The sequence below is a fragment of the Microbacterium halimionae genome, from assembly GCF_011761265.1.
In the GTDB taxonomy this organism is placed as follows: domain Bacteria; phylum Actinomycetota; class Actinomycetes; order Actinomycetales; family Microbacteriaceae; genus Microbacterium; species Microbacterium halimionae.
Window position 1 is genome coordinate 724,081 of sequence record NZ_JAAOZB010000001.1, and the last position, 24,509, is coordinate 748,589.

The 24,509-nt window shown below is 64.0% G+C and carries 20 protein-coding genes, 3 tRNA genes and 1 pseudogene; 12 read left to right on the forward strand and 12 right to left on the reverse strand.

Features of this window, described 5'->3' with window-relative positions; all coding sequences use genetic code 11:
* Window positions 1-39 precede the first annotated feature (39 nt).
* The 4 genes from FHS06_RS03455 to FHS06_RS03470 are packed head-to-tail and all read left to right on the forward strand — an operon-like array spanning window position 40 to window position 4,308.
* Complete coding sequence (locus FHS06_RS03455) at window positions 40-957, forward strand: hypothetical protein (RefSeq protein ID WP_167045467.1); 918 nt, start codon at window positions 40-42, stop codon at window positions 955-957.
* On the forward strand, window positions 954-2,168 hold the full coding sequence (locus tag FHS06_RS03460; RefSeq protein ID WP_167045470.1) for an acylneuraminate cytidylyltransferase: 1,215 nt from the start codon (window positions 954-956) through the stop codon (window positions 2,166-2,168). Before FHS06_RS03455 ends, FHS06_RS03460 begins: the two co-directional genes overlap by 4 nt.
* Window positions 2,165-3,037, forward strand: a complete 873-nt coding sequence (locus FHS06_RS03465) for an N-acetylneuraminate synthase family protein (protein WP_167045473.1) — start codon at window positions 2,165-2,167, stop codon at window positions 3,035-3,037. Before FHS06_RS03460 ends, FHS06_RS03465 begins: the two co-directional genes overlap by 4 nt.
* Window positions 3,038-3,078: 41 nt before the next feature.
* Window positions 3,079-4,308, forward strand: a complete 1,230-nt coding sequence (locus tag FHS06_RS03470) for a DUF6716 putative glycosyltransferase (protein WP_341779874.1) — start codon at window positions 3,079-3,081, stop codon at window positions 4,306-4,308.
* A gap of 251 nt (window positions 4,309-4,559) precedes the next feature.
* On the opposite strand, the gene FHS06_RS03475 is transcribed toward FHS06_RS03470, so the two are convergent.
* Together FHS06_RS03475 and FHS06_RS03480 are read right to left on the reverse strand one after the other, a co-directional pair.
* On the reverse strand, window positions 4,560-5,384 hold the full coding sequence (locus FHS06_RS03475) for a formate/nitrite transporter family protein (RefSeq protein ID WP_167045479.1): 825 nt from the start codon (window positions 5,382-5,384) through the stop codon (window positions 4,560-4,562).
* Between the two features lie 72 nt (window positions 5,385-5,456).
* The gene (locus FHS06_RS03480; RefSeq protein ID WP_167045482.1) at window positions 5,457-6,242 is read right to left on the reverse strand and encodes a glucose 1-dehydrogenase; all 786 of its coding nucleotides are present in this window, start codon (window positions 6,240-6,242) and stop codon (window positions 5,457-5,459) included.
* Between the two features lie 245 nt (window positions 6,243-6,487).
* On the opposite strand from FHS06_RS03480, the gene FHS06_RS03485 reads away from it, so the two are divergent.
* Window positions 6,488-7,681: an NAD(P)/FAD-dependent oxidoreductase gene (locus tag FHS06_RS03485; RefSeq protein ID WP_341779388.1), complete on the forward strand. Its 1,194-nt coding sequence runs from the start codon at window positions 6,488-6,490 to the stop codon at window positions 7,679-7,681.
* Window positions 7,682-7,902: 221 nt separating this feature from the next.
* On the opposite strand, the gene FHS06_RS03490 is transcribed toward FHS06_RS03485, so the two are convergent.
* Entirely contained in the window at window positions 7,903-8,175 is a 273-nt protein-coding gene (locus FHS06_RS03490; RefSeq protein WP_167045485.1) for a DUF7218 family protein, read from the reverse strand.
* A gap of 282 nt (window positions 8,176-8,457) precedes the next feature.
* On the opposite strand from FHS06_RS03490, the gene FHS06_RS03495 reads away from it, so the two are divergent.
* Window positions 8,458-10,158, forward strand: a complete 1,701-nt coding sequence (locus FHS06_RS03495) for an AMP-binding protein (RefSeq protein WP_167045488.1) — start codon at window positions 8,458-8,460, stop codon at window positions 10,156-10,158.
* 153 nt (window positions 10,159-10,311) lie between these two features.
* Here FHS06_RS03495 and FHS06_RS03500 read toward each other — a convergent pair whose 3' ends face one another.
* The 8 genes and pseudogenes from FHS06_RS03500 to FHS06_RS03535 form a co-directional block, all read right to left on the reverse strand.
* Window positions 10,312-11,283, reverse strand: coding sequence for an NAD-dependent epimerase/dehydratase family protein (locus FHS06_RS03500; protein WP_167045491.1), 972 nt, complete (start codon window positions 11,281-11,283; stop codon window positions 10,312-10,314).
* The gene (locus FHS06_RS03505; RefSeq protein ID WP_167045494.1) at window positions 11,280-13,889 is read right to left on the reverse strand and encodes an alpha/beta fold hydrolase; all 2,610 of its coding nucleotides are present in this window, start codon (window positions 13,887-13,889) and stop codon (window positions 11,280-11,282) included. The genes FHS06_RS03500 and FHS06_RS03505 overlap by 4 nt, the downstream gene beginning before the upstream one ends.
* Window positions 13,889-14,911 carry a 3-oxoacyl-ACP synthase III gene (locus FHS06_RS03510; protein ID WP_167045497.1) on the reverse strand — a complete coding sequence of 341 codons (1,023 nt, stop codon included), beginning with the start codon at window positions 14,909-14,911 and terminating at the stop codon, window positions 13,889-13,891. Before FHS06_RS03510 ends, FHS06_RS03505 begins: the two co-directional genes overlap by 1 nt.
* A gap of 198 nt (window positions 14,912-15,109) precedes the next feature.
* Window positions 15,110-15,723: pseudogene (locus tag FHS06_RS03515) on the reverse strand (LysE family translocator).
* Between the two features lie 239 nt (window positions 15,724-15,962).
* Window positions 15,963-16,571, reverse strand: coding sequence for a class I SAM-dependent methyltransferase (locus tag FHS06_RS03520; RefSeq protein WP_310734905.1), 609 nt, complete (start codon window positions 16,569-16,571; stop codon window positions 15,963-15,965).
* Window positions 16,572-16,714: 143 nt separating this feature from the next.
* A tRNA-Phe gene (locus tag FHS06_RS03525) sits at window positions 16,715-16,787 on the reverse strand.
* Between the two features lie 68 nt (window positions 16,788-16,855).
* Window positions 16,856-16,929 (reverse strand) — tRNA-Asp (locus FHS06_RS03530).
* Between the two features lie 28 nt (window positions 16,930-16,957).
* A tRNA-Glu gene (locus tag FHS06_RS03535) sits at window positions 16,958-17,030 on the reverse strand.
* Window positions 17,031-17,250: 220 nt separating this feature from the next.
* On the opposite strand from FHS06_RS03535, the gene FHS06_RS03540 reads away from it, so the two are divergent.
* A complete protein-coding gene (locus tag FHS06_RS03540; protein ID WP_310734906.1) occupies window positions 17,251-18,693 on the forward strand; it encodes a peptidoglycan DD-metalloendopeptidase family protein in 1,443 nt (480 codons plus the stop codon).
* 81 nt (window positions 18,694-18,774) lie between these two features.
* Here the strand turns inward: FHS06_RS03540 and FHS06_RS03545 are convergent, their stop codons facing one another.
* Window positions 18,775-19,308 (reverse strand): inorganic diphosphatase, encoded by a 534-nt coding sequence (locus FHS06_RS03545; RefSeq protein ID WP_167045503.1) that lies wholly within the window; start codon window positions 19,306-19,308, stop codon window positions 18,775-18,777.
* 67 nt (window positions 19,309-19,375) lie between these two features.
* On the opposite strand from FHS06_RS03545, the gene tilS reads away from it, so the two are divergent.
* The 5 genes from tilS to folE all read left to right on the forward strand — a co-directional run bounded on the left by tilS (window position 19,376) and on the right by folE (window position 24,504).
* A complete protein-coding gene (gene tilS, locus FHS06_RS03550; protein WP_310734907.1) occupies window positions 19,376-20,377 on the forward strand; it encodes a tRNA lysidine(34) synthetase TilS in 1,002 nt (333 codons plus the stop codon).
* A 32-nt stretch (window positions 20,378-20,409) separates the two neighbouring features.
* A complete protein-coding gene (locus tag FHS06_RS03555) occupies window positions 20,410-21,177 on the forward strand; it encodes a ParA family protein (protein WP_167045509.1) in 768 nt (255 codons plus the stop codon).
* 18 nt (window positions 21,178-21,195) lie between these two features.
* Entirely contained in the window at window positions 21,196-21,747 is a 552-nt protein-coding gene (gene hpt, locus FHS06_RS03560; protein WP_167045512.1) for a hypoxanthine phosphoribosyltransferase, read from the forward strand.
* Window positions 21,748-21,873: 126 nt separating this feature from the next.
* A complete protein-coding gene (gene ftsH / locus FHS06_RS03565; protein WP_167045515.1) occupies window positions 21,874-23,883 on the forward strand; it encodes an ATP-dependent zinc metalloprotease FtsH in 2,010 nt (669 codons plus the stop codon).
* Window positions 23,884-23,892: 9 nt separating this feature from the next.
* Window positions 23,893-24,504: a GTP cyclohydrolase I gene (folE, locus tag FHS06_RS03570; RefSeq protein ID WP_167045518.1), complete on the forward strand. Its 612-nt coding sequence runs from the start codon at window positions 23,893-23,895 to the stop codon at window positions 24,502-24,504.
* The last annotated feature ends 5 nt before the right edge of the window (window positions 24,505-24,509 follow it).

Genomic DNA, 24,509 nt, shown 5'->3' on the forward strand with positions numbered 1-24,509 from the left:
GTGCAGACGGTGCGGCCGTGAGCGGAAAGGAGACCGCGAGTGCGAAGCGAATCAGATCACATCGCGTGGGTAGAGTCTCCCCTGCAGCTTTTGGGCGCAGCCGAGTGGGGCCACGCGCACCGCAGGAAGGTGCCCATCGCGGGCCGACTCACCGCCCAGATGTCGGCCACGGCCGACGAACTCATCTCCCGCGGCGCGCCCTTCGGTGAGTGTGCTCCCTATCTCGGTATTCCGTGGCAGCTTCTCGCGACCCACCGGCACTGGCTGGTCGGCGATGGTTTTTCGGGTCAGTTTCGGCTCGCGGCATCCGTTCTGCGGCCCCGATCAATCACATTTCTCGACGACGGCGCAAACGCTGTCGCTTATGCCGACGCCCTCATCGGCTACGTGCCGTATGCGCGGCCCGGGGTCGCCGAGCGCGGGTTGACGACACGCGTCGCCCCTATCGCTCGTGAGCGTGTGCTCGCGCTCGCGCGCCGCGGCACTGTCGACATCTTCACGGCGTTCGAGCTGGGAGCATCGCGCATCGAGCGCCTCGAAGACATCGGGGTGACCTCCAACCGGCACAGCTTCACATTCACGCGTGCCACGGCACGGCCGTTGCCGCTCGAAACCGGACGCGTCGTGCTCGGCAGCGCGCGCGTCGTCGACGGCCGGATGCCGGAGGCCACATACCTGCGGTGGGTAGCTGCCGAGGCATCCGTTGCCGCATTCACGTATTTGCCGCACCGACGCGAACCCGAGGCTCAGATCGCTGCCGTGACGGCGCTGCCCGGTGTGCGGGTGCATCGAGCCGAGCTACCCGTTGAGATGCTGCTCGCCGGGACCACCCATCCGCTTGACGTCGTATCGCTCGCGTCGAGCGCCCTCACAACACTGTCGCTCGTGCTCGCACCGTCGGGTAGCCGAATCCAGGAGCGCCGCATGCGCGGCGAAACGGTGGAGGTACCCGCATGAGCGAGGTGATCGCGATCATTCCAGCGCGCGGCGGGTCGAAGGGCATTCCGGGCAAGAATCTGCAGCGCGTGGGCGGCATTCCGCTCGTCGCTCGTGCCGTGGCAGCGGCGCGCGCAGCGGACAGCGTCGATCGCGTTGTGGTCTCGACCGATGACCCCGAGATTGCCCGGGTTGCGACCGAGTGGGGCGCCGATGTCGTGACGCGCCCGGGAGCACTTTCGGGCGATGAAGCGAGTAGCGAAAGCGCACTGCGCCACGCCATAATGCAGCTCTCCGGAACGACAGCCGATGTTGCAACCGTCGTGTTCGTGCAGGCCACGTCGCCCTTCATCGATCCGTCACACATCGACCGAGCCGTCGATATGGTCACCTCCGGAACGCACGACTGCGTCTTCTCGGCTGTCGAGACCTACGGATTTTTGTGGGCGCCTGATGCAAGCGGCAATACGCACGGCATCAACCATGACCGAGCAGTGCGCCCGCGCCGCCAAGATCGCGCGCCGCACTTTCTCGAAACGGGCGCCTTCTATGTGATGGATGCCGAGGGCTTTCTCGAAGCGGGCCATCGCTTCTTCGGCCGAGTCGGTTTCGTGGCAGTCGACGAGCGTTCCGCGATTGAAATCGACGACCCGACGCAGCTCGAGCTTGCGCGCGCACTGGCGCCGCTCATGGTCACCGGCGGTGAGCCGATCCATGTCGACGCTGTTGTGACCGACTTCGATGGCGTGCACACCGATGACACGGCGACGGTCGACTCGAAGGGCCGTGAATACGTGCGAGTCAGTCGGTCTGACGGCGCAGGTGTGGCGGCGCTTCGTCGAGCCGACATTCCCCTTCTGATTCTCTCGACGGAAACGAATCCTGTCGTGACCGCTCGCGCCACAAAGCTTGGCGTCGATGTGCGCCAGGGCGTGAGCGACAAGCTCGCTGTGCTTCGCGAATGGGCAGCGGGGCGCGGCATCCCGCTCGATCGCATCGCCTACGTCGGAAACGATCTCAACGACCTGTCGTGCCTCGAGGCAGTCGGGTGGCCGGTGGCTGTGCCCGGGTCGCACCCCATGGTGCTGGCCGCGGCCCGAGTTGTGACGACTCACGCGGGTGGCGACGGCGCCGTCCGCGAAGTTGCCGAGCGCGTGCTCGATACAAGAGCTTCGGCAGCGCGCGGACGCGCTACCGCAACCGCCGCGACAACTGAAAGGTCTGCGACATGACTGTGACAATCGGAAACCACGTGATCGGAGGCGGACGACCCGCTTACGTGATCGCCGAGATCGGCCTCAACCACAATGGCGACGTTGCAATTGCCAAAGAGCTCATCGACGTGGCAGTTGCCGCCGGTGCTGATGCCGTGAAGTTTCAAAAGCGCACGCCGGAGATCTGCACCCCCGAACACATGCGTGACATTCCGCGCGAGACGCCGTGGGGAACCATGACGTACCTCGACTACCGCTACCGGGTCGAGTTCGGTCTCGAGCAGTACATCGAGCTCTCGGATTACGCCCTCTTGCGCGGTCTCGATCTGTTCGCATCTCCCTGGGACGTGCCGAGCGTGAAGTTTCTCGAGAAGCTCCAGGTACCAGCCCACAAGGTGGCGTCGGCGTGCCTGACTGACGTTCCGCTGCTCGAAGCGTTGCGCGACACGGGAAAGCCGATCATTCTCTCCACCGGCATGTCGACGATGGAGCAGATCGACGCGGCCATCGACGTGTTGGGTACCGATCAGCTCGTGCTGATGCACGCGACATCGACCTATCCGATGGAGCCCGACGAGGCAAACCTTCGCATGATCCCCGCGCTTCGCAACCGCTACCCGGGAGTGCCGGTGGGGTATTCCGGGCATGAGCGTGGACTCCAGATTTCGCTTGCCGCCGTTGCACTCGGCGCAGTCGCAGTCGAACGCCACATCACGCTTGACCGCACGATGTGGGGTTCCGACCACGCCGCGTCGCTCGAGCCGACGGGACTCACACACCTCATCCGTGACATCCGCATCGTTGAGCAGGCGCTCGGCGACGGCGTGAAGCGCGTGTATGAGGGCGAGCGGGCGCCCATGGCGAAGCTTCGCCGGGTGAGCGCCTGAGCGCTCACGAGGTCGCGTCGCCGACGCCGAGAGTTGTCGCAATCGCCGACAGCGACTCTTACGTCAAATGGGCGGCAGCGCTCCTCGGAACGCTGCCGCCCGAGGCCGGCGCAACGCTCCTGATCGTCGAAACGCGCGGCACGGTGAGCGCGGCACAGCAAAAAGCAGCCCTCCACGGCAGCGGGCTTGAGAGCACGCGGGTGCGTCGTATCGAGTACACGCAGCTCGCCGAAGTACTGCAGAAAGAAGCCCCCGACGCGGTGCTTCTCGCAGCTCGCGGACCCGTTGTGCGCGTGCTCGCCCGAGTGGTTGCCGCGCTCGATCCACGCCCGGTGCTAGTGACTGGGCTGCCTGGAATCTCGATTCCGGCAACGACTGCGGCTCTCATTCACCGCACGCAGTGCGACCTCTTCGTGCTGCACTCGCACGCCGAGGTGCAGAGCTTCGTGGAGCTTGCCCGCTTTCGCCAGATGACGCAGCGGTTCGCCCTCGCCCGGCTGCCGTTTCTTGCACAGCTGGGAGACGCGGATGCCACTCCCACAACGGATCGCACGGACCTCGTTTTTGCGTCGCAAGCTATCGTTCCGCGCGAGCGGGCTGACCGCCGTCGGGTTGTGGAGATGCTTGTGCGCGCTGCGATTGCGAACCCTGATCGACGCGTTGTGCTCAAAGAGCGCGCCGTCAAAGGCGAACTGCAAACTCACCGACAGAAAGACGCGCTGCCCGACCTCCTCGCGCGCCTTGGTCCGGTTCCTCCGAACCTCGTCGTATCGACCGCACCCATGTCGCGCGCGCTCGAGAGCGCAGAAGGCCTGGTGACCGTGAGCTCGACAGCAGCACTCGAGGCGGTGGCCCGCGGCATCCCGATCATCGCTCTTGACACCTTTGGAGTCTCGCCCGAGATGATCAACCCGGTGTTCGTCGGAAGCGGTCTCTTCGGCTCCGAAGACGACGTCGTAGCGCGAAACTTTCGCCACCCGAGCGATGAGTGGCTGCGCTCTACCTACTTCCATGCGCCGGTGGATGACGACTGGGTGGCGCAGATCGCTGAGCTCGTGGCGCTTCGACGCGCGGGTTCGCTGCCGGTGAAGCCCGCCCGCGTCCGCCGTGGCGGAGTGGTGCGCGACGCGTGGGAGCGAAAGCTGGCTCTCGGCCACCACGACCGCACAGTGTCTGGCATTGCTGTTGTGGCCGTCGGCATCCCGCTGCGTGTGGTGGTTCGTCTCGCGCGGCGCGCGACCGCCCCCTTTCGCGACACCTCCCCGGCCTGACCTGCCCGGCTCGGCCCGGCGCGGTTCGGCCCGGCCCGGCGCGGTTCGGCCTTAGCCCTTGCCGCTCCCGCCTCTTCGCATTCGCCGAAACGCTGCTCGCTGGCGCGACACGCCGAGTCGTCGGGCTCGACCGCGGTGTGTCGCCGGTTAAAGGCAGCGTTTCGGCGAACGGGCAGGGGTGAAGCTCGCGGCGAGTGGGTCAGGCTAAGGCTAGTTTTTCAGCCGTGGCTGGGGTGTCGACCGCGCCTGGTTCAGGCCGTGGCGGGTGTTTCGATCGCTGCGGCTTCGCTCGGCGCCCGGTATCGGGGTGATCCGCCGATGACCCAATAGGCGAGCCCCACGACGAGCGCACCGCCGACGAGGTTGCCGAGTCCGACCCAGAGCATGTTGGTTCCGAATGAGCTCCAGGTTGCGCTTTCGACTCCGGTGGCAAAGCCCAGAGTGAAGGTCGTCATATTCGCCACGACGTGCTCGAAGCCCGAGGCGATGAACGCCAGAAGAGCCCAGAAGATCACGGCGAGCTTCGGGCCGTCCGTGGTCAATCGTGCGACCATCCAGATTGCCAAACACACCAGCACGTTGCACAAAATGCCACGCACGAAAAGTTGCAGCGGAGCCTCGTGAGCCTTGGCGTCAATCATCGCCTCGAGCATGTCGGCAGCCGCAGGATTGTCGTGCACCACTCCCGAAACGGCGACCAGGATGCCGAAAACCGCTGACCCGAGAAGGTTCGCTATGAACGTGAACCCGAGCGCGCCGGCGGCGGGTCCCCGCGGTGTCGCTCGCATGAGCGTGCCCTGCGTGAGCGTCATCATCGATGAGGTCACGAGTTCAGCGCCCGCAAAGACCACGAGTGTCAGGGCGATTCCGAACACCAGCCCGCTGACGAGCTTGGTGAGCCCGTCATCTGCCGCGGCGAGCGGCCCGGCGGTACTGAGCATCAGGACGACGGCGATACCGACGTACGCACCCGCGAGCATGCCAGCGACTGTGAATCGCACGGGATGTCGGAGCTCCGCCACCTTGTGGATGGCAGCATCCGCTTGATACCCGAGGGTCTGTTCGATCGTCCGCACACTTCGACCCTAGGGAGCGGTCAGACCACACCCTAGGGTCGAAAGTCCCGAGCGATCAGGACTAGCGAAGAGTCAGTATTTCGCTGACTGTCCGCCGTCGATCGGAATGACTGCCGCGTTGACGTACGTGGAGTCATCAGACAGTAAGAAGGCCACGACTGAAGCGATCTCGTGGGCCTCGCCGTAGCGTTTGGTGGGGTTAGCCTGAATGAACTGCTCGGCAGCTGCGCGCGGGTTCTCGGCGTCGATCTGCTTCATCGAGTTTTCTACCATGGGCGTCCAGATCGCACCCGGTGCAATCGCGTTGATGCGGATGCCGTCGGCGCCGTATTCGACGGCGGAATTGCGCGTGAGACCCACAACGCCGTGCTTCGCGGCGGCGTAGCCAGACTGGTTACCCACGCCACGGATGCCTCCAACGCTTGCCGTGTTCACGACGGCGCCGCTGCCCTGTCGCTTCATAACGGCGAGTACCTTCTCGAGGCCGAGGAAGACGCCGCGGAGGTTGATCGCTACGACCTTGTCGAACTCATCTGCGGTGAAGTTTTCGGTGAGGTTCTGCTTGCCCTCAATGCCAGCGTTATTGAAGAAGCCGTCGATGGTGCCGAACTTTTCGACTGTGGCGTCAACGTACTTCTGCACGTCGGCCTCTTTCGAGACATCCGCGATGACTGTGACGTATTCCGCATCGGGTGCGGCAGCGGTGACTGTCTTTACTGTCTCGGTGAGCCCGTTTTCGGAGATGTCGACAAGTGCCAGCTTCGCGCCGTCTTTTGCCAGGCGCTCTGCCGTTGCCCGACCAAGGCCGGAACCTGCGCCGGTGATGAGGATCGTCTTGTTGGTGAATCGTTCTGTCATGTCAGCCTCCTGAGCTGTCGTTGAGGAACGGCCCGTTGGTCTTCACATCAGCGAGTCGCGCGCCGGTGTGGGCGCCTCATTCCAAAATACGCCTGATATTCATGCGGATGCATATATTCGCCGTCAGCGAACGGAGTTGCGGAGCATAGCGTTTTGCCCCTTGAGCGCAACACCCGTTCTGAGCGACGGCGCCCGACCTAGCATTGTGCGGGTCGGCGCAGACGTGCCGATGTGAGTAGCGAAAGGTGGATGACGAGATGGAGCGATTTGATTACGTGATCGTCGGAGGCGGGATGGTTGCGGATGCTGCTGCCCGCGGCATCCGTGAACTCGACACCGTCGGAAGCATCGGTGTGTTCAGCGCCGACGCGGACGAACCCTACGCTCGCCCGGCTCTCAGCAAGAAGCTATGGACCGACCCCGACTTCACCTGGGAAAAAGTGCCGCTCGGCACAGCCGCGGATACTGGAGCTGACATCCGGCTCAACACGCTCGTTACGTCGATTGATCGCGTGGGCAAGTCCGTGACGCTCGGCTCGGGCGAAAGCGTTGAGTACGACCGACTACTGCTCGCCACGGGTGCAACGCCACGCACGCTTGATACGCCCGAAAGCGATCGCATCATCTACTTTCGCTCGGCTGACGACTACCGCACCCTGCGAAGCCTCGCCAACGACGGCGCACACGTTGTCGTCGCGGGCGGTGGCTACATCGCCAGTGAAATCGCGGCGAGCCTCGCAACAAACGGTGTCTCGGTGGATCTCATATACCCGCACTCAGTGCTCGGCTCATCGCGTTTTACTGCCGAGATCGCGAGACGCTTCGAAGCGCTCTTCGTCGAAGGCGGTGTGAATCTCGTGCGCGAGCGTCGCGTCGACAGCGTGAGCGAGTCGAGCGAGGGCGTCGAAGTAGTGCTTGATGACGGGGTGAAAATGTCGGCGGATGCCGTCGTCTTCGGCCTCGGAGCAGACCCCGTCGTCGCGCTCGCCGAAGACGCCGGACTTGTTGTGGATGACGGCGTCGTGGTCGACGAGACGCTCAAGACATCCGATGGCTCGGTGTGGGCCGCGGGTGACATCGCACGATACCCCGACCCGATTCTCGGCAGCACCCGGGTCGAGCACGTCGATAACGCGAAAGAGATGGGTGCTGCAGCTGGGCGATCGCTCGCCGGTGCGGATGAGCCGTACTCGCACACCCCGTACTTCTACTCGCAGGTGTTCGGAACCCGATGGGAAGCAGTGGGAACGCTCGACCCCGAGGGTGACATTCTGCAGATAAACCTCGACGATGATCGGGCCGTCGTCTATTACCGCGACGACGAAGGAAAACCGGTCGGCGTGCTGCTCTGGCAGGTCGAAGACGCACGGGATGCCGCCCGCCAAGTGCTCGCGGACGCCCCGACCGACGAGGCAGCGCTCGCCCAGCGAATCAGCTAGCCCGCGGCATCCTGGATCGTCGTGGTGCCCCTCCGTTCGCCGAAACGCTGCTTCGCCGGGCGACACGCCGGGCTATGCCGGGTGCGCCCGGCGCGGCGGGCTCTCGGGGCAGCGTTTCGGCGGATGAAGAGCGAGTGAACACCGGGCGGAGAGCTGGCCGATAGCTGGCGGAGAGCTGGGGGAGAGCGCCAGAAAAGGAGCTTCGGGCGGATGCCTCGAATCTAGTGATTGCGAAGTTCCCTGATGAGGTCGGCTTTTTTCAACGTGGAGTACCCGGAGAGACCGAGCTCTTTTGCGCGCTCTTTGAGCTCTGGCACCGTCCAGTCGTCGTAGCTGCCGGACTCGCCGCCTTTGCGTCCCACCTCTGAGCGACCTCTTTTCGTGCCGCCCGAGGCGTTTGAGATGCGGGCAGCTTTTTCTTTTGACGCGCCCTCGTCGCGCAGCGCCTCGTACATCTCAGGGTCTTTTAAACGAGAGTTTTTTCCGCTGGGCATTGGTCTGCCGTCCTTTCGTTTTGCCCAGGCTAGGAGGCCTGGCAATTCACGCGCGAGGGCTTGACAGGCCGAGCGGCGCCCCTGGTTGGCTATTTCTGGCAGGCCGTGCGCAGAAGCCGAAACGCTGCTTCGTCGGGCGACACTCCGGGCTATGCCGGGTGCGCTCGGCGCGGCGGGCCCGCAGGCCAGCGTTTCGGCGAATGAAAGGGCCTGGGCTCGTAGACTGGCGCGGCAAGGTGCGGCCGCCGTGGCCGCGGCACCACCACGATGATCGAAGGCTCCATGTCTCTCTCTGCTGCTGGTCTCGCCTACCGTGAGGCTCGTGACACCCTGCTTGCTCGCTCGCACGACCTCGAAGCCGCGCGAGCAGCTTTTGAATGGCCGGATGTCGGGGCTCACTTCAACTGGGCTGTTGACTGGTTCGACGCCATCGCCGCGGGAAACGACCGCATCGCACTTCGCGTGGTCGAAGAAGACGGCACCGAGGTGTCGCGGACGTTCGATGAAATGCGCCGCCGCTCGAACCAGGCCGCCAATTGGCTGTCGAGCAACGGCGTGCAGCGCGGCGATGCCGTGATGCTGATGATCGACAACCGCGTCGAGCTGTGGGAAACGATGCTCGCGATCATGAAGGTTGGCGCGGTGATTTTGCCGACGTCTGTCGTGCTCGCGCCGGAAGATCTCGCCGAGCGCGTTGAGCGTGCCGATGTGCGCGTCGTCATCGCCGATCATGACGACGCCGCCAAGTTCGACGGTTTCGACCGCGACCTCGTGCGTATCAACGTGGGTGCCCCGCGCGAGGGGTGGCTGTCGTATGGCGATGTGGATGCGGCATCCGATGCGGCTCCTGGCGTCGTCGTGAATTCCTCGGATGCCTCGATCATCTATTTCACCTCGGGCACAACGTCGCAGCCCAAAATGGTGGAGCACACGTACGTCTCGTACCCCGTGGGTCACCTCAGCACGATGTACTGGATCGGCGTGAAGCCTGGCGATGTGCACATGACGATCAGCGCTCCGGGATGGGGAAAGCACGCGTGGAGCCTGTTCTTTTCGCCATGGATCGCCGAGGCCACGATCTTCGTCTACAACTATTCGCGCTTCAACGCTGTCGCGCTCGCTGATCAGCTCGACCAGGCCGAGGTCAACACGTTCTGTGCGCCGCCGACGGTATGGCGCATGCTGATTCAGGCTGATCTTGATCGCAAACCGCGGGCGCTCCGCGAACTGCTGGCCGCGGGCGAACCCCTCAACCCCGAGGTTATTTCTACGATCGAGCGGTGGTGGGGCATCCAGATTCGCGATGGATACGGCCAGACCGAACTCACCGCCGTCATCGGCAATACCCCCGGTGAGACGCTGAAGCCGGGTGCGATGGGCAAGGCGCTGCCGGGCAACGACATCGTGCTGCTTGACCCGATCACAGGCGAAGAAGCGCAAGAGGGTGAGATCTGCATGCCGATCTCACCCGTCCGCCCCCTCAACCTCATGCCCGGTTACATCGACGAACCCGACCGTACGGCGAAGGTCGAGCACGACGGTTTTTATCACACGAGCGATGTTGCATCGAAGGATGCCGATGGCGTCCTCACATTCGTTGGCCGCACCGACGACGTGTTCAAAGCGAGCGACTTCAAAGTGTCGCCGTTCGAAGTCGAGTCGATCCTCTTGGAGCACGACGCCGTTGCCGAAGCCGGAGTGATCGGAGCGCCGGACCCGCTGCGACTGAACGTCGTCAAGGCCTACGTTCAGTTGGCCGCGGGGGTTACCGCTGATGCCGAGACGGCGCGCAGCATCCTGTCGTATGCCCGCGAACACATGCCGCCCTATATGCGTGTGCGCCGTGTGGAATTTGCCGAGTTGCCGAAGACGATCTCGGGCAAGATTCGCCGCGTCGAGCTGCGCGAACGCGAGCAGCAACTCGCGGATACCCGCATCGACACCGAGTTTCGCGAGTCTGACTTTCCCGGCCTCAAGGGCTAGCGCCCCTGCCTCACGCCCCTGCCTCACGCCCCTGTCAGACGCGTCACTTGCCCGTTCTTGCGGGTGCGACGCGTTAAACACCCACAAAAATGGGCAAGTCGCGAGGGGTGACGGCGGGCTGCTGCAGGGCGGGTGCCTCTCTCGGCCCAGACCTCAGCGCGCGGGGTAGTGGGCGCGGAGGCGCTCGAAGCCCTCAGCGAGAGTGACGCGCGGGGTCCAGCCGAGGTCCCGGCGCACGTCGCGCTGGTCGAACCAGTGGGCGGTCGACAGTTGCTCGGCGAGAAAACGGGTCATCGGGGGTTCGTCTTCGCCGGGGCGCACTTTCCACCACTGCTCAACGGCGCCGCCGGCGGCCCGCGCGAGGCCCGAAGGCACCGACCAACGCGGTGGGTTCACGCCGGCTGCGAGGCAAATGTTCGCGAGCATTTCGGCCACCGGCCGTGGTTCACCGTTCGTGATCACGTACGCGTTGCCGTGGGCACGATCGATCGAGCGGAGTCCGGCGACGATCCCCCCGGCCGCGTTGTCGATGTACGTCGTGTCGATGAGCGCCGTGCCGCCGTCGAGGAGGGGCAGGCGTCCGCGCCGTGCGCGCTCGACGATGCGCTCCACGAGCTGCGGATCACCGGGACCCCACACCAGGTGCGGGCGCACAGCAACCACGCGCATCGCGGCGCCATTGCGTGACAGTGCTGCAATCTCGGCCAGAGCTTTCGTGCGCGCGTAATCGCCACGGGCACCCGTCGGGTCGGCAGGCTCAGCGCCCACGCCCACGAGGGCGCTGCCCGCGTGCGCAACCGAGGGCGACGACACCTGCACGAACGAGCGCACACCAGCGGCCTCGGCGGCCGCGAGCATCGTTTCGGTGCCGCCGACATTGACCTCGTCAAACTCGCGGGCATCACCGGTCAGCGTCACTTTCGCCGCGAGGTGGATGACGGCATCCGCACCATCGAGTGCTGCCGCTACGACCGCAGGGGCTGTCACCGAGCCCGCAACATCGTGGGCTCCCGCCACCCCCGAAGGTCGCCGCTGCAAAGTACGCACATCATCGCCATCAGCGAGAAGTGCCGCGACAACGGCCTTACCGAGGTACCCGCTTGCGCCGGTAACGAGCACTGTCATGGCGTGCGCATTTTCTGACCCGACAGGATGCCGTCGGCCCACACCGAGAGCGCGACTCTGTCGATCTTCGAATTGTGGCGGATATCGGTCGGCAACTCAGTGACCACAAGTACGGCCACAAGCGGCACCGAAGCTGCCGCACGCACTGCACGTGTCACCTCGGGCTCAGCGATACCCGCGTGCCGCGCGCCCGGCACGGTCTCGATTACGGCGACGCACTGGCGATTTCCCTCGGGGCCGATGCCGACGATGGCCGCGCGGCGCACGGCGTTGACGGCCTCGACCTGCTGCTCCGTGCCGACGGGCGAGAGGGGGCCGTCGGCCGTGACGATGACGTGGGGGAGTCGCCCTTCGATCCACAGCTGGCCGTCGGCGTCGAGGTGGCCGACATCGCCGGTGCGGTGCCAACGCCCAGCGGGCACGTCGCGCGTGCTCGCTTCGTCGGTGCGCCACAGGCGGTCGTAGCGTTGTTTGAGGTGCGGGGCCGACACGACGACTTCGCCGAGCACGCCCGGGGTGTCCGAGGGCTCGCCGGTGGCGTGACCGTGGGCATCGAGCGCGCTCACCCGCACCGAGACACCGGCGACCGGGCGACCCACGCAGACACCCGAGTCGGGCGCTACAGCAGCACCGTGAACGCCATCGAGAGTGATGTCGGAGACGAGTAGGCATTCGGTCATGCCGTAAACGACATGTGGCTCTGCATTCGGCATGAGGCGGGCGGCATCCTGCAGCAGCGCTTCGCTGATGGGCGCACCTGTCGAGAGGAAGATCCGCACCGATTCGAGGTCAGCGCGTGCGGCAGGCGAAAGCTCGTCGGCGGTCGCCACGACATTCAGCACTGCAGCGGGCGAGAGAAACACGATGTCCGCGTCAGACTCCGTCACGGCTGCAGCAACGGCGCGCGCGGTAAGGGTTCGTGGGGCCGAGACGTCCATGTCGGGGGTCGCCGAGCGTGCACCGAGCGCCGGGCCGAGTAGTGCAAAGGGCGCGAAGCCGGTCACGAGTCCAGACTCTGATGTGAGGTCGAACTGCTTCACGAGCGCATCCCGAATGCCCGAAAGCTGGGCGTGCGTGTAGAGCGCACCCTTGGCGGGTCCGGTTGATCCCGAGGTGAAGAGGATTGCGGCGGCCTCGGATGCCTCGGGCTCAGGCGGCAGTGCAGTGCCCGATGTGCCGCGAATCAAATCTCCGAGCGACGTCGAAACGCCGAGCGCCGCAGCCGATGCGCGGGGCAGCGACCGTGTGGAAATACGCTCGCCCGGCCAGCGCAGCACGCGCGCGGCGGTGAGCCCGCGAAGGTCGCCAATGACAAACCGTGGCCATGCGCCGCGGATCGCGCGGCCAAGGCCTTTTGCGCCAAGGCCGGCGTCAGCGACGACGACGACAGCACCTATGCGAAGACAGGCATATACCACCGCGGTGAGCGTTGCCCCGGGCGGAACCAGCAGCGAGACACGGTCGCCCCGGCGCACACCGTGGCGGTGAAGGCCCTCGGCGAGGCGCCGCACCCGGTCGTCGAGTTGTTGCCAATTCACGCGGCGGTTCGTGCCGTCGGCGCCCATCTCGACGACAGCGACCGAATCGTCGTCTGCGCGTGCATCGAGCCGGCTCCAAAGCGGTTCAAAGGCCGCAGCGGGTGCGACTTCAAGCGGCGAATTCCCGAGCGCATCGAGCCACGACAACACGGTTGCCGCAAAGGGGGCGTCTTCGGCGATGAGGTGGCCGGCGCCTTCGAACCGATGCACATCGGCCTGTGGCATCCGTGTCATCAGGTCGTTGAGGTAGCGGTCGCTGAAGATCGGATCTTTCGGCCCCCACAGCATGAGCGTCGGCAAGCCAAGATCGCGGATGCCGTCAGCAATCCGTGTGAGCTCGCTAAAGCTCTCGTGCGACGGCCCCACCGGGATGTCTGCGACGAATGCACCGATGCCGCGTCGACGCTCGGCCGAAAGGTACGGTGCGCGGTAGGCGTCGCGCACGTCGCGCTCAAGCGGCGGCGAAGCGAGAGCGAGAGTCACATCGAGAAAAGCCGTCGTGTTGACCGAGCCGGCACCGAGCATGCCGCGGGCACCTGCAAGTCGCAGCGGCGCCGGAATCGGCGTGCCATCATCGTGGTGCACAGCGGTGTTGAGAAGCATCGTGGCGGCAAGATCTGCCGTGTGCTCGGTGGCCCAGCCGAGCGAGACCACGCCACCCCAGTCGTGGCCGAGCGTTATCACGGGCCCGGTAAGAGGCACAGCCGCAGTGAACGCTGCGAGGTCATCGACCCGCTGTCGCAGCGTGCGGCGGAGCGACGTGCGCTCAGAGAAGCCCATTTCGAGCTGATCGACGGCGACCACGCGCCACGCGCGACCGCCGGCTTGAGCGGCCGTCACGCTTGCGGCGACAAGCGAGCGCCACATGTACGACCACGTGGGGTTGCCGTGCACGGCAAGGATTGTGCCCTCGGGCTCGATTCCCGCGGCAGTGAGCGCATCACCGTTGTCGAGATAGTGCCAGTGCCGCTCGACACCCGCATCGAGTCCGCGGCCAACAACTGTCGCGGTGCGTGAGTACGTGGCATCCAGTCCAGGCAGGTCTGTCGGCGCGTGTGTCTGGGGCATCACCAGGCGAGCTCCATGAGCGCCGTGTTGAGCCCTGATCCCACTCCCATCAGCAAGACGCGATCGCCGCGTTCGAGCGTTTTTTGCTCATCGGCCAGAGTGATCGGTATGGATGCCGGCCCCACATTTCCAAGGTACGGAAACGTCGTTGGAACGCGAGACGCATCGAGGTGAGCGGCCTTCACCATCGAGTTGGTGTGGACGGATGAGACCTGGTGCGTGATGTAGCGGTCCATGTTCGACCAGTCCCACTCGGTCGAAGCCTCGTCCCATGCCGAGACGACGAGGTCGAGACCGCCGCGCAGCAGCGCCTTTGCGTCGGTGAACATGCCGTCGACGCTTCCGACGCACAGGTCGTAGAACTGCGTGGCAGCGCGGGTGACGCCGCCCAGGATGCGGTGGCCCTCGGGGTGCAGATTGCTCGGGCCGATCACTGCGGCAGCAGCGCCCGAGCCCAGGGTGAGAGATGCAAACTCGCTCATGAACGCGTCGCGATCGATGTCGTCGTGCAGCAGGCGCTCAACCGTGTTGACCTGAATCTGGTCGGCATCTTCGCCGTTCACGATCAGTGCGTACTTGATCTGACCCGACTCGATCATGGCGCCAGCCAGCGTCATGCCGGTGACGAACCCGAGGCACGCGTTGGCCACGTCGAAGTTGATGGCAGATGTTGGCAGCCCAAGCCCGTGGTGAATGCGCACGGCAACAGATGGCTCGAGGTGCGGGCGAGATACCGAAGTATTGATCAAAAGACCAATATCGGATGCCTTGATGCCAGCCTCGTCGAGCGCGCGTTGACCCGCAGCGATCGTTGCGACGTCGGATGACTCGCCTTCAGCCCAGTTACGTCGCTCAATGACGCCCGCGACTCGTCGCAGCAGACTCTTTTTGAGTTTGAGGCGTTTGAGGGCGCCGCCGAGGCGGGTTTCGAGGTCGTCTGACGACGTCACTCTCGAGGGCAGCGAAGAAGCCACTGACAAGAGCGAAACGTTGTCGAACCGGGTTGTTGCGTTGCCGGTCACAATGCCTCCGCTGTCCAGTTATGACGCGCGAGCGCCAGTATGCATATGAAAGTATCGCCCAATAAATATGCGTGAGCTGGTACACGCAACTTCTCATTCGCGATGAAGCCGCTCGGGCGGGCGACCGTACTGTTCATCTATAGTTTCACGCCGACGGGTGTGGCAGGTGATTTCGGCGCTTATATAGGCGCCTGTTTGTCAGCTTTTACTGCCGGTGAGGGCGAGCGCGCCGCCGAGCCCGATCATCATGACCCCGCCGGTCGCGGTGAGATTCGACAGCCGTTTGGGTGACCTGGCAAACCAGTGCCGCGCACTGCCTGCGGCAAGAGCTCACGTGCCATCGGATGCCACAGCAATCACCTCGAAGATCAGCCCCAGCAGTAGTAGCTGCAACCACACGGCTCCGGCCGTGGGATCGACGAACTGCGGCAGCGCCGCAACGGAAAAGGCAATGGTCTTCGGGTTGGTGAGGCCCACGATGAAGCCCTGGCCGAGCACTGCGAGGTGCCCGCGGGTTCGCGGGGGACCGTCGCCATATGTGCGTTTCGATGCCGAATTGCCTGAATGCCCAGCCATGCGAGGTAGAGCGCGCCCGCGAACTTGATGATCGTGAATGCAACAACTGACGAGGCGACGATCGCGCCCACGCCGAAAGCGACCAGAAGCACCGCGGGCAAAGTGCCGAGTGCGTTGCCGAGCACGCTCAGCACCCCGACGCGGCGCCCGAAGGCGATGGAGCGGCCGATGACGAACAGCACGCTCGGGCCAGGAATGATGATGATCAGAAAGGCTGCGGTTGAGAACGCGAGCACGTGATCTAGCGGGGGCGTGAGCTGAGATTACTGCTCACGTGCGTCACAGCGCTCCTAATCGTCGCCCTGCACGAGCGGCGAACCGATCGATGGCCGAAGGTGCCTCTTCGCTTCGCCAGAACTGCCCACTCGATACTTGGCCCTTGTTTTGAGAATGCCCGCGTCGACGAGAGCTGTGAGGGGCGGATATGCGCTCGGTGTCTAGGCGTCGAGTGCCGTCGCTGCGGCCGAGGCGTCGATCACCGGATGTCGGAGGTGGGCAGTTCACAGAGAATCGCTCCAACAGGCCGGTGGCCCCGCTCGGTTCGATGATGGGTTTCGATGATCTCGAAACCGGCTGCTTCTAGAGCCTCATGTAGATCGTGTGATGGCCACCGGTAGGCGCGTGCGACAGCATGATCGAAGGCCTCGACGTCGCTGCCGGAGAAGTGTCCGAGCAGGAGTGTGCCGCCTGGGCGGAGCGTTCGCGCAAACTCAGCGAGCGGCGCCGCGATGCGTGATGGTTCGTGGTGGATGGTCGAGAACCACGACAGGATACCGCCGAGAGCGTCGTCCGGCTCGTCAAGGGCGTCGATGCTGCCGAGTGCAAAGCGCGCAGTGGGGTAAATGGCGCGGGCATGGTCGACGAATTCCGGGACGAGATCGATGCCGTGCACGTCAACACCGAGTGTTGCGAGATGGTTTGTCCAGTGTCCCGGTCCGCAGCCTGCGTCGAGAGCGCGGCCGGACACGGACTTTGCCCACTGCTCTACAACGTGACGGTCGCTGGAGTGCACAGCACTCATCGAGCCGAGGGCATCCGTGTATTCCACTGCCCGTTCCGAGTACGCGATGGTTACATTCGTCACATCGCGAGGATACCGAGCGCCTAATCCAGCGTGACCAAAAAAGTAAGTGTCCTTCCCCCAGTAAAGACCCAAGGGAAAAGCAAAACCCCCGCCATGTAGAAGCTAGGCGAGGGTTTCTGGGGCAACTGTAATGATTACCCGTGTGGCTCCGACCGGCATCGATCCGGTGACCTTTCGATTTTCAGTCGAACGCTCTACCAACTGAGCTACAGAGCCTCGCGGCATGTGGAGATGTCGCGATCTAGACGAAAGGCCCTCTCAAAGAAAGGGCCCGTCGCTTAGAGCGACCCTGACGGGACTTGAACCCGCGACCTCCGCCGTGACAGGGCGGCACGCTAACCAACTGCGCTACAGGGCCATGATTATTAAATTGTATGTGTCTTGCGTGACCCCAACGGGATTCGAACCCGTGCTACCGCCGTGAAAGGGCGGCGTCCTAGGCCGCTAAACGATGGGGCCGGAAGGAACCTTTACGGGTTCTCTCACCGACGGTTAAGCATACGCAACCGAAAGCGAAATCGCCAATCGGGATCGGAGTTGTTCCGCGCGGCGTGCAGAGCAGCCAGGTGTTGGGCGCGCATGATTGCGTTATCACGTCTCGCTTTGCGCCTGTTGAATATGTGACTGGTGTTGCTAGTGTGGTCTATGTTATTTGGCCCAATCAAGGGGAGGAGTGCGCGTGCAGACTGAAGACGACGACTGCGGCTGCGCTCCCACCGAGAGCGAAAGCCGCGCTTTCTGGCCCAAATCAGTCAGCCGACGCCGCGCCCTCAGCCTTGGCGCACTCGGTGTCGTTGCCCTCGGAGCCGCCGGTTCCCTCGGAGTCGCGAGCATTCCTTCGGCGTACGCCGCCGACTACCCCTCGTGGGACGACGTGCAGGCGGCGAAGGCGAATGAGTCGGCGAAAGCCTCTCAGGTGTCACGCATTCAGGGTCTTATTCAGCAGCTCAACGCAGATGTTGAGCGCACGGCTGCCGAAGCTCAGGCAGCATCCGATGCGTTCTTCCAGGCGCAGCAAGAATTCTTCGACGCCGCAAAGCGCGCCGACGACCTGCAGTCGCAGGCAGACGAGCAGGCCGCCGCAGCCCTCGACGCTGCCAACAAAGCCGGTCGGGTAGCCGCTCAGCTCTACCGCAGCGGTGGCGACGACACTGCTCTTGAACTTTTCTTCGCAGGCTCCGCCGCGAGCGCTGACGACCTTCTCTCTCGTCTCGGCACGATGGACAAGCTGCTTGAGCGCAATCAAGCCGTGTATTCCGACGCGACAACAGCGCGCGATGCAGCGCAGGGGCTGAGCGATCAGGCTAAAGAGGCACGTGCTGCGCGCGATGAGCTGCAGAAGGCCGCTGAAGCCGCGATGCTCGAGTCTCAGCAGGCAGCAGATGCTGCCGCAGCGGCCCTCGCTGCTCAGCAAGAAAACCTCGGCACATTGCAGGCCCAACTTTCCGCGCTGCAAGACAAGACAGCCAGCACTGTCGCCGAATACCAAGAAGGCGAGCGCGTCCGCAAGGCGGAAGAAGAGCGCAAGCGTCGCGAAGCAGAAGCCGCGGCCGCCGCGGCAGCTGCCGCAGCAGCCGAAGCCGAGCGCAAGCGGCGTGAAGCAGAAGCAGCCGCGCAGCAGAACTCCGGCGGCGGCGGTGGTGGCGGTGGTGGATCGTCAGGCGGCGGTGGCGGTGGCGGCGGCGGCGGAAGCAGCAGCAGCGGCGGCGCTTGGCGTCGACCTTCCGACGGTTACATCAGCTCCGGCTACGGTCCTCGCACTGTGCAGTGCGGTTCGGGCTACTGCTCAAGCGGTTACCACTACGGCGTCGACTTCGCCCCGGGCTGTTCAGCGCCGATTTACGCTGCCTCGGCAGGAACCGTTGTGTACGCGGGTTACAACGGTGGCTACGGCTACTACGTCAAGATCGATCACGGCAACGGCACTGGCACCGGCTACGGGCACATTCGCGAAGGCGGAATCTTCGTCGGCTATGGCCAGCAGGTCTCGGCGGGACAGGTCATCGCGAGCGTTGGCAACACCGGAAACTCGTTCGGATGCCACGTGCACTTCGAAACGTACGTCTACGGCGCCGCGGTGAATCCCTACGGCTTCATGTCGGCGCGAGGCGTCAACATCTAACCCACGTCGGATAACCCACGTCAGACAAAGAGAACGACGGATGCCTCTTCTCAGGCATCCGTCGTTCTCTTTGGATCTGGGTCACACAGTGCGGGGTGATTCGCCCTCGCCCTGGCTCTTCGTCTGGCCTTCGTGCTCTTCGAAACGCGCGAACGCTTCGCCGACGAGACGCTCAGCCTCAGCCGCGTTCGCCCACTCGTCGACCTTGACCCACTTGCCGGGCTCGAGGTCTTTGTAGTGCTCGAAGAAGTGCGAAATCTCTTTCTGCATGAACTCGGGGATGTCGGCGACGTCCTGCACGTGAGCCCAGCGGGGGTCCTTCGCGAGCACTGCAACGACCTTGTCATCGCCGCCGGCTTCGTCGCTCATCTTGAGCACGCCAACCGGGCGGATGCTCGCCGAGACACCGGGGTACAGGTCGTAGTCGAGCAGCACGAGCACGTCGAGGGGGTCACCGTCTTCGCCGAGGGTGTTCTCGAAGAATCCGTAGTTGCTGGGGTATCCGAAGGCCGTGTAGAGAATTCGGTCGAGAAACACTCGCCCGGTTCCGTGGTCGACTTCGTACTTCACGCGGCTACCGCGCGGGATCTCAATGACGGCGTTGTATGCGCCCATGCTCGTACTCCTTCAAAAGACGTGGGGATGCCGTCATCCACCCTACTGTGCGGGCTACCGTGGGACCGTGCCCGATTTACGACCTCCCCTCGACCCCGCCACAGCTCACATTCGCCGAGCGGTGAGAGCGGCGCTCGAGCCGCTGCGCGGAGCAACGGTTCTTGTGGCGCTCTCGGGCGGCACCGATTCTCTCGCGCTCACGGCTGCGGTCGCGTTCGAAGCACCCCGTCTCGACGTCACGGCCATCGCTGTAACGGTTGACCACGCGCTCCAGGATGGCTCGGATGCCGTAGCCGGCACCGCTGCAGCTGCTGCGGGCGGGCTCGGGCTTCGCACTCGCATTGTGCGCGTCACGGTCGACACCGAAGGCGGGCCCGAGGCCGCAGCGCGGACGGCCCGGTACGACGCACTGCGCGAGGTAGCCGAAGAAGAGTCCGCTTCGGCTGTTCTCATCGCGCACACTCTTGATGACCAAGCCGAAACTGTGCTGCTCGGGCTCGCCCGAGGAGCCGGCGCCACAAGCCTTTCGGGAATGCCGACTGCCCGCCCCGACGAGAAGAGCGACGTCACGTGGCTGCGCCCTCTCTTAGCCGTGCGCCGTGCCGAGACCGCGGCGGCGTGTGCTGCCGCGTCTCTTGAGCCGTGGCACGACCCGCACAACGACGATTCGCGTTTCGCCCGCGTTCGGGCGCGCCAGCTGGTGCTTCCCCAGCTCGAGAGCGAACTTGGCCCGGGTATCGCCGAGGCTCTCGCGCGAACGGCTGACCAACTGCGCGAAGACGCCGAGGCTTTTGCCGAGATGATCGAGGAGACGATCGAAGACATCGTCGAACACGCCGAGGCGGGCATCGCCGTGTCGGTTGCAGCTCTCGCGGCGAATCCGGCGGCACTTCGGCATCGCATCATCCGCCATGTTGTCGCCAGCGAGTTCGGCCAGAGCCTCACTCGCGCTCAGACTCTTGAAGTTGCGCGCCTCGTCACAGATTGGTCGGGGCAGGGCCCGCTTGATCTGCCGGGATGCCGTGCGGCACGGGTGAGTAGCCGCATTGTGTTCACCGCAACCCCCTGACATCAGCCCTCGCCGCAGATATCGTGGCCCGCGTGAAGGTTATTGGTGTCTATAGCGTCAAGGGTGGGGTCGGAAAATCGACGACCGCCGTAAATCTCGCGTGGGAAGCAGCAAAAGACCACCGTGTCTTGCTGTGGGACCTCGATCCGCAGGCTGCGGCGACCTACCTGTTAGAGGTCAAACCCAAACTCAAGGGCGGCGCTGAATCTCTCGTCGGCGGCAAGGGCAAGCCCAAGACGTCGAAGGCCGTGCGAAAGACAGCATTCGACAGGCTCGACGTGCTGCCGGGCGATGAGTCTTACCGAGATCTTGAGGTCGCCCTCGACGCCGCAAAGCACTCGAACCGACGGCTCGAGAAGGTGCTCGGTCCGCTCTCGAGCGATTATGACGTCGTCATTTTGGATTGCCCGCCTGGTTCTTCGCTGCTTGCGCAAGCCGTCATCCGGGCGTCAGATCTTGTCGTTCTTCCGGTCGTACCGTCACCGCTCTCGGCACGGTCACTTCAGCAGGTGCGCGACGTCATTTCCGCTGAACCCAAACCACCAAAGATTCTCGGGTTCCTCTCGATGGCCGACCGCCGGAAGACCGCGCACCGCAACGCGATCGCCTACTTTCCCGCCACCGAGCCTGAGATGACTGACATCGTGATCCCGGCAACTGTCGTCGTGGAACGCATGGGATCAGAGCGCTCACCGCTCGGTGTTTTGGCGCCCAGGTCTGTTGCGGCACAAGAGTCCTCGCGCCTCTGGGCGGCCGCGTGGGATGCCGTGAGCCCCCGCCGCCGGAAAGGTAAGAAGTGAGCCACGTAGACTCCTGATATGCGCGCGGCTGACATTGCGAATGACCTCACGACAGTTCTAGCAACCGAGGAGGAGATCCTCGCGAAGCTCAACGAGATCGCCGCTCAAGTCGCAAAAGACTACGAGCCAGACAGCCTTGTGCTCGTCGGTGTGCTGAAGGGTGCCGTCATGGTGATGGCTGATTTTTCGCGCGCCCTGCCGATGCTTGTGCCGATGGACTGGATGGCTGTGTCGTCGTACGGCGCTGGCACGCGCTCCAGCGGCGTCGTGCAGATTCGAAAAGACCTCGATACCGACATTCACGATAAGCACGTGCTGATCGTCGAAGACATCATCGACTCCGGACTCACCCTCAGCTGGCTTCTGGAGAACTTTGCCGCTCGCGGCGCGGCATCCGTCGAGGTTTTTGCGCTCTTCCGGAAGCCGGAAGCCGCAAAGGTTGAGGTGCACTGCCGCTACGTCGGATTCGACATTCCGAACGAATTTGTTGTCGGGTACGGCCTGGATTATGCCGAGCGTTACCGCAATCTGCGCGACGTCGCGGTGCTTGCGCCTCACGTCTACAGCTGAATCGAATACTTCGCTAGTACGCCGTGGGCGAATGCACAGACCTCACATAGCGAGGCCGCGATAGCCTAAATCCACTCTCCGCCGTAGCGGATCGTCGACGAAAGGGCTGGGGCGCGCCCCCGCAGCATGAATTTCAAGAAGCTCACACGCAACCCGCTCATCTATGTGCTGCTGATCGGGATAATGCTCATCGTCGGGTTCTCGCTCATTTCGAGCCTCGGCGGAGCGAAGCAGATCACGACCGAACAGGGCCTCACTCTCCTGAGTGGTGACACAGTGACCGAGGTCACAAACACCGATGGCGAGCAGCGCGTCGATATGACCCTGTCGAAGGCCTATGAGGGCTCGACCGATGTGCAGTTCTACTACGTCGGGGCACGCGCGGACGACGTGATTACCGCGATCAACTCCGCGGCACCGACCGACGGCTACAACGATGTCGTGCCGCAGTCTTCGTGGTTCGACGGCTTGCTCTCGCTGATGATCCCGATCCTGCTTCTCGGTCTGCTCTTCTGGTTCTTGCTCTCCGGAGCCCAGGGTGGCGGTAGCAAGATCATGCAGTTCGGCAAGTCGAAAGCAAAGCTCGTGTCGAAGGAGTCACCGACGGTGACCTTCGTCGACGTTGCCGGTTCTGACGAAGCCATCGAAGAGATGGAAGAGATCAAAGACTTCTTGAAAGACCCGACCAAGTTCCAGGCGGTCGGCGCACGAATCCCGAAGGGCGTGTTGCTCTACGGCCCTCCCGGAACCGGAAAGACACTGCTCGCACGTGCTGTTGCGGGCGAAGCTGGGGTTCCGTTCTACTCGATCTCGGGTTCTGACTTCGTTGAGATGTTCGTCGGTGTGGGTGCGTCGCGCGTTCGTGACCTGTTCAATCAGGCCAAGGAATCGTCGCCCGCCATCATCTTCATCGATGAGATTGACGCTGTCGGTCGCCACCGCGGTGCTGGCATGGGAGGCGGACACGACGAACGCGAGCAGACACTCAACCAGATGCTGGTTGAGATGGACGGCTTCGACCCCAAGGTCAATGTCATCGTGATTGCGGCGACCAACCGCCCCGACATCCTTGACCCCGCGCTCCTTCGCCCGGGTCGATTCGACCGACAGATCGGTGTCGATGCTCCCGACCTCAAGGGCCGCAAGAAGATTCTCGAAGTACACGGTCGCGGCAAGCCTCTTGCCGACGGTGTCGACCTCGAAGTCGTTGCGCGAAAGACCCCGGGCTTCACCGGTGCCGACCTTGCCAACGTTCTCAACGAGGCAGCGCTCTTGACTGCCCGCTCAAACGCGCAGCTCATCGACAACCGCGCACTCGACGAGGCAATCGACCGCGTCATTGCCGGTCCGCAGCGTCGCACACGTGTCATGAAAGACAAAGAGAAGCTCATCACGGCCTACCACGAGGGCGGCCACGCGCTTGCTGCTGCTGCGATGAACCACACCGACCCGGTCACGAAGATCACAATTTTGCCGCGCGGTAAAGCGCTCGGCTACACGATGGTGCTGCCGCTTGACGACAAGTACTCGATCACTCGCAACGAGCTGCAAGACCAGCTCACGTACGCGATGGGTGGTCGCGTCGCCGAGGAGATCGTGTTCCACGACCCGACGACCGGTGCGTCGAACGACATCGAGAAGGCCACCGACATCGCGCGCAAGATGGTGACCGAATACGGCATGACCACGGGCGTTGGCCCCGTCAAGCTCGGCTCGTCATCGGGCGAGGTCTTCATGGGACGCGATATGGGTCACGGTCGCGACTTCAGCGAGCGTGTTGCCGAGCGCATCGATGATCAGGTACGACAGCTCATCGAGCAGGCGCACAACGAGGCATACCAGGTCATCAACGACAACCGTGATGTGCTCGACAAGCTGGCTCTCGAACTTCTCGAGAAAGAGACTCTCGACCACATCGAGCTCGCCACGATCTTCGCGGAGGTGAAGCGGTTGCCCCCACGCCCGCAGTGGCTCTCGAGCGAAGAGCGTCCGGTTTCGCAGCTGCCGCCGGTCAAGGTGCCGCGTCGTGCCGAGCCCGCAGGTGTCGCAGCCCAGAACGAAGCTGAGGCCACGGAGGCCGAAGCGTCTCCTGCGCGTCAGCCTTCCTCCGGGCAAGCGCGGCCTGCAACCGCGTAGGCTCGCCCTGTGGCGGTCGATCAAGAACGGGTCGCAGCTCTCGTCCATGAGCTGCTCGAGGCGATCGGGGAAGACCCCGACCGCCCGGGACTGCGGGCAACACCTCAGCGGGTAGCTGACTCGTACGCCGAGTTCTTCGCGGGTGTTGGTGAGGATGCTTCGGCTCCCCTTGCACGCACAATCTCTGTCTCCCGCGGACCCGCGCCAGAAACGCTTCCCTCCGGCGCAGTGATGTTGCGCGACATCCGCTTTCGCTCGGTGTGCGAACACCACCTGCTGCCGTTCGCTGGGGTCGCCCACGTCGCATATCTTCCGGGCGAACAGATCGTCGGTCTTGGTGCGCTCCCACGTGTCGTCGACATTCTTGCCGCGCGCCCCCAGGTCCAGGAACGTCTCGGTGAGCAGATTGCCGACACGATCGATGCGGCGCTGGATGCAAAGGGCGTACTGGTCGTTATCGATGCTTCGCATGAGTGCGTGACGATGCGCGGAGGCAAGCAACCGGATGCGTCAACAGTGACGATCGCGGCGCGTGGGGAGCTGGCGGACCCAGCCGCCCGCGCCGAGCTCATCGCTCTTGCTGTTCGAGGCTCCGCCAACGCTGCCGTGGACGCGCGATGAGCTGC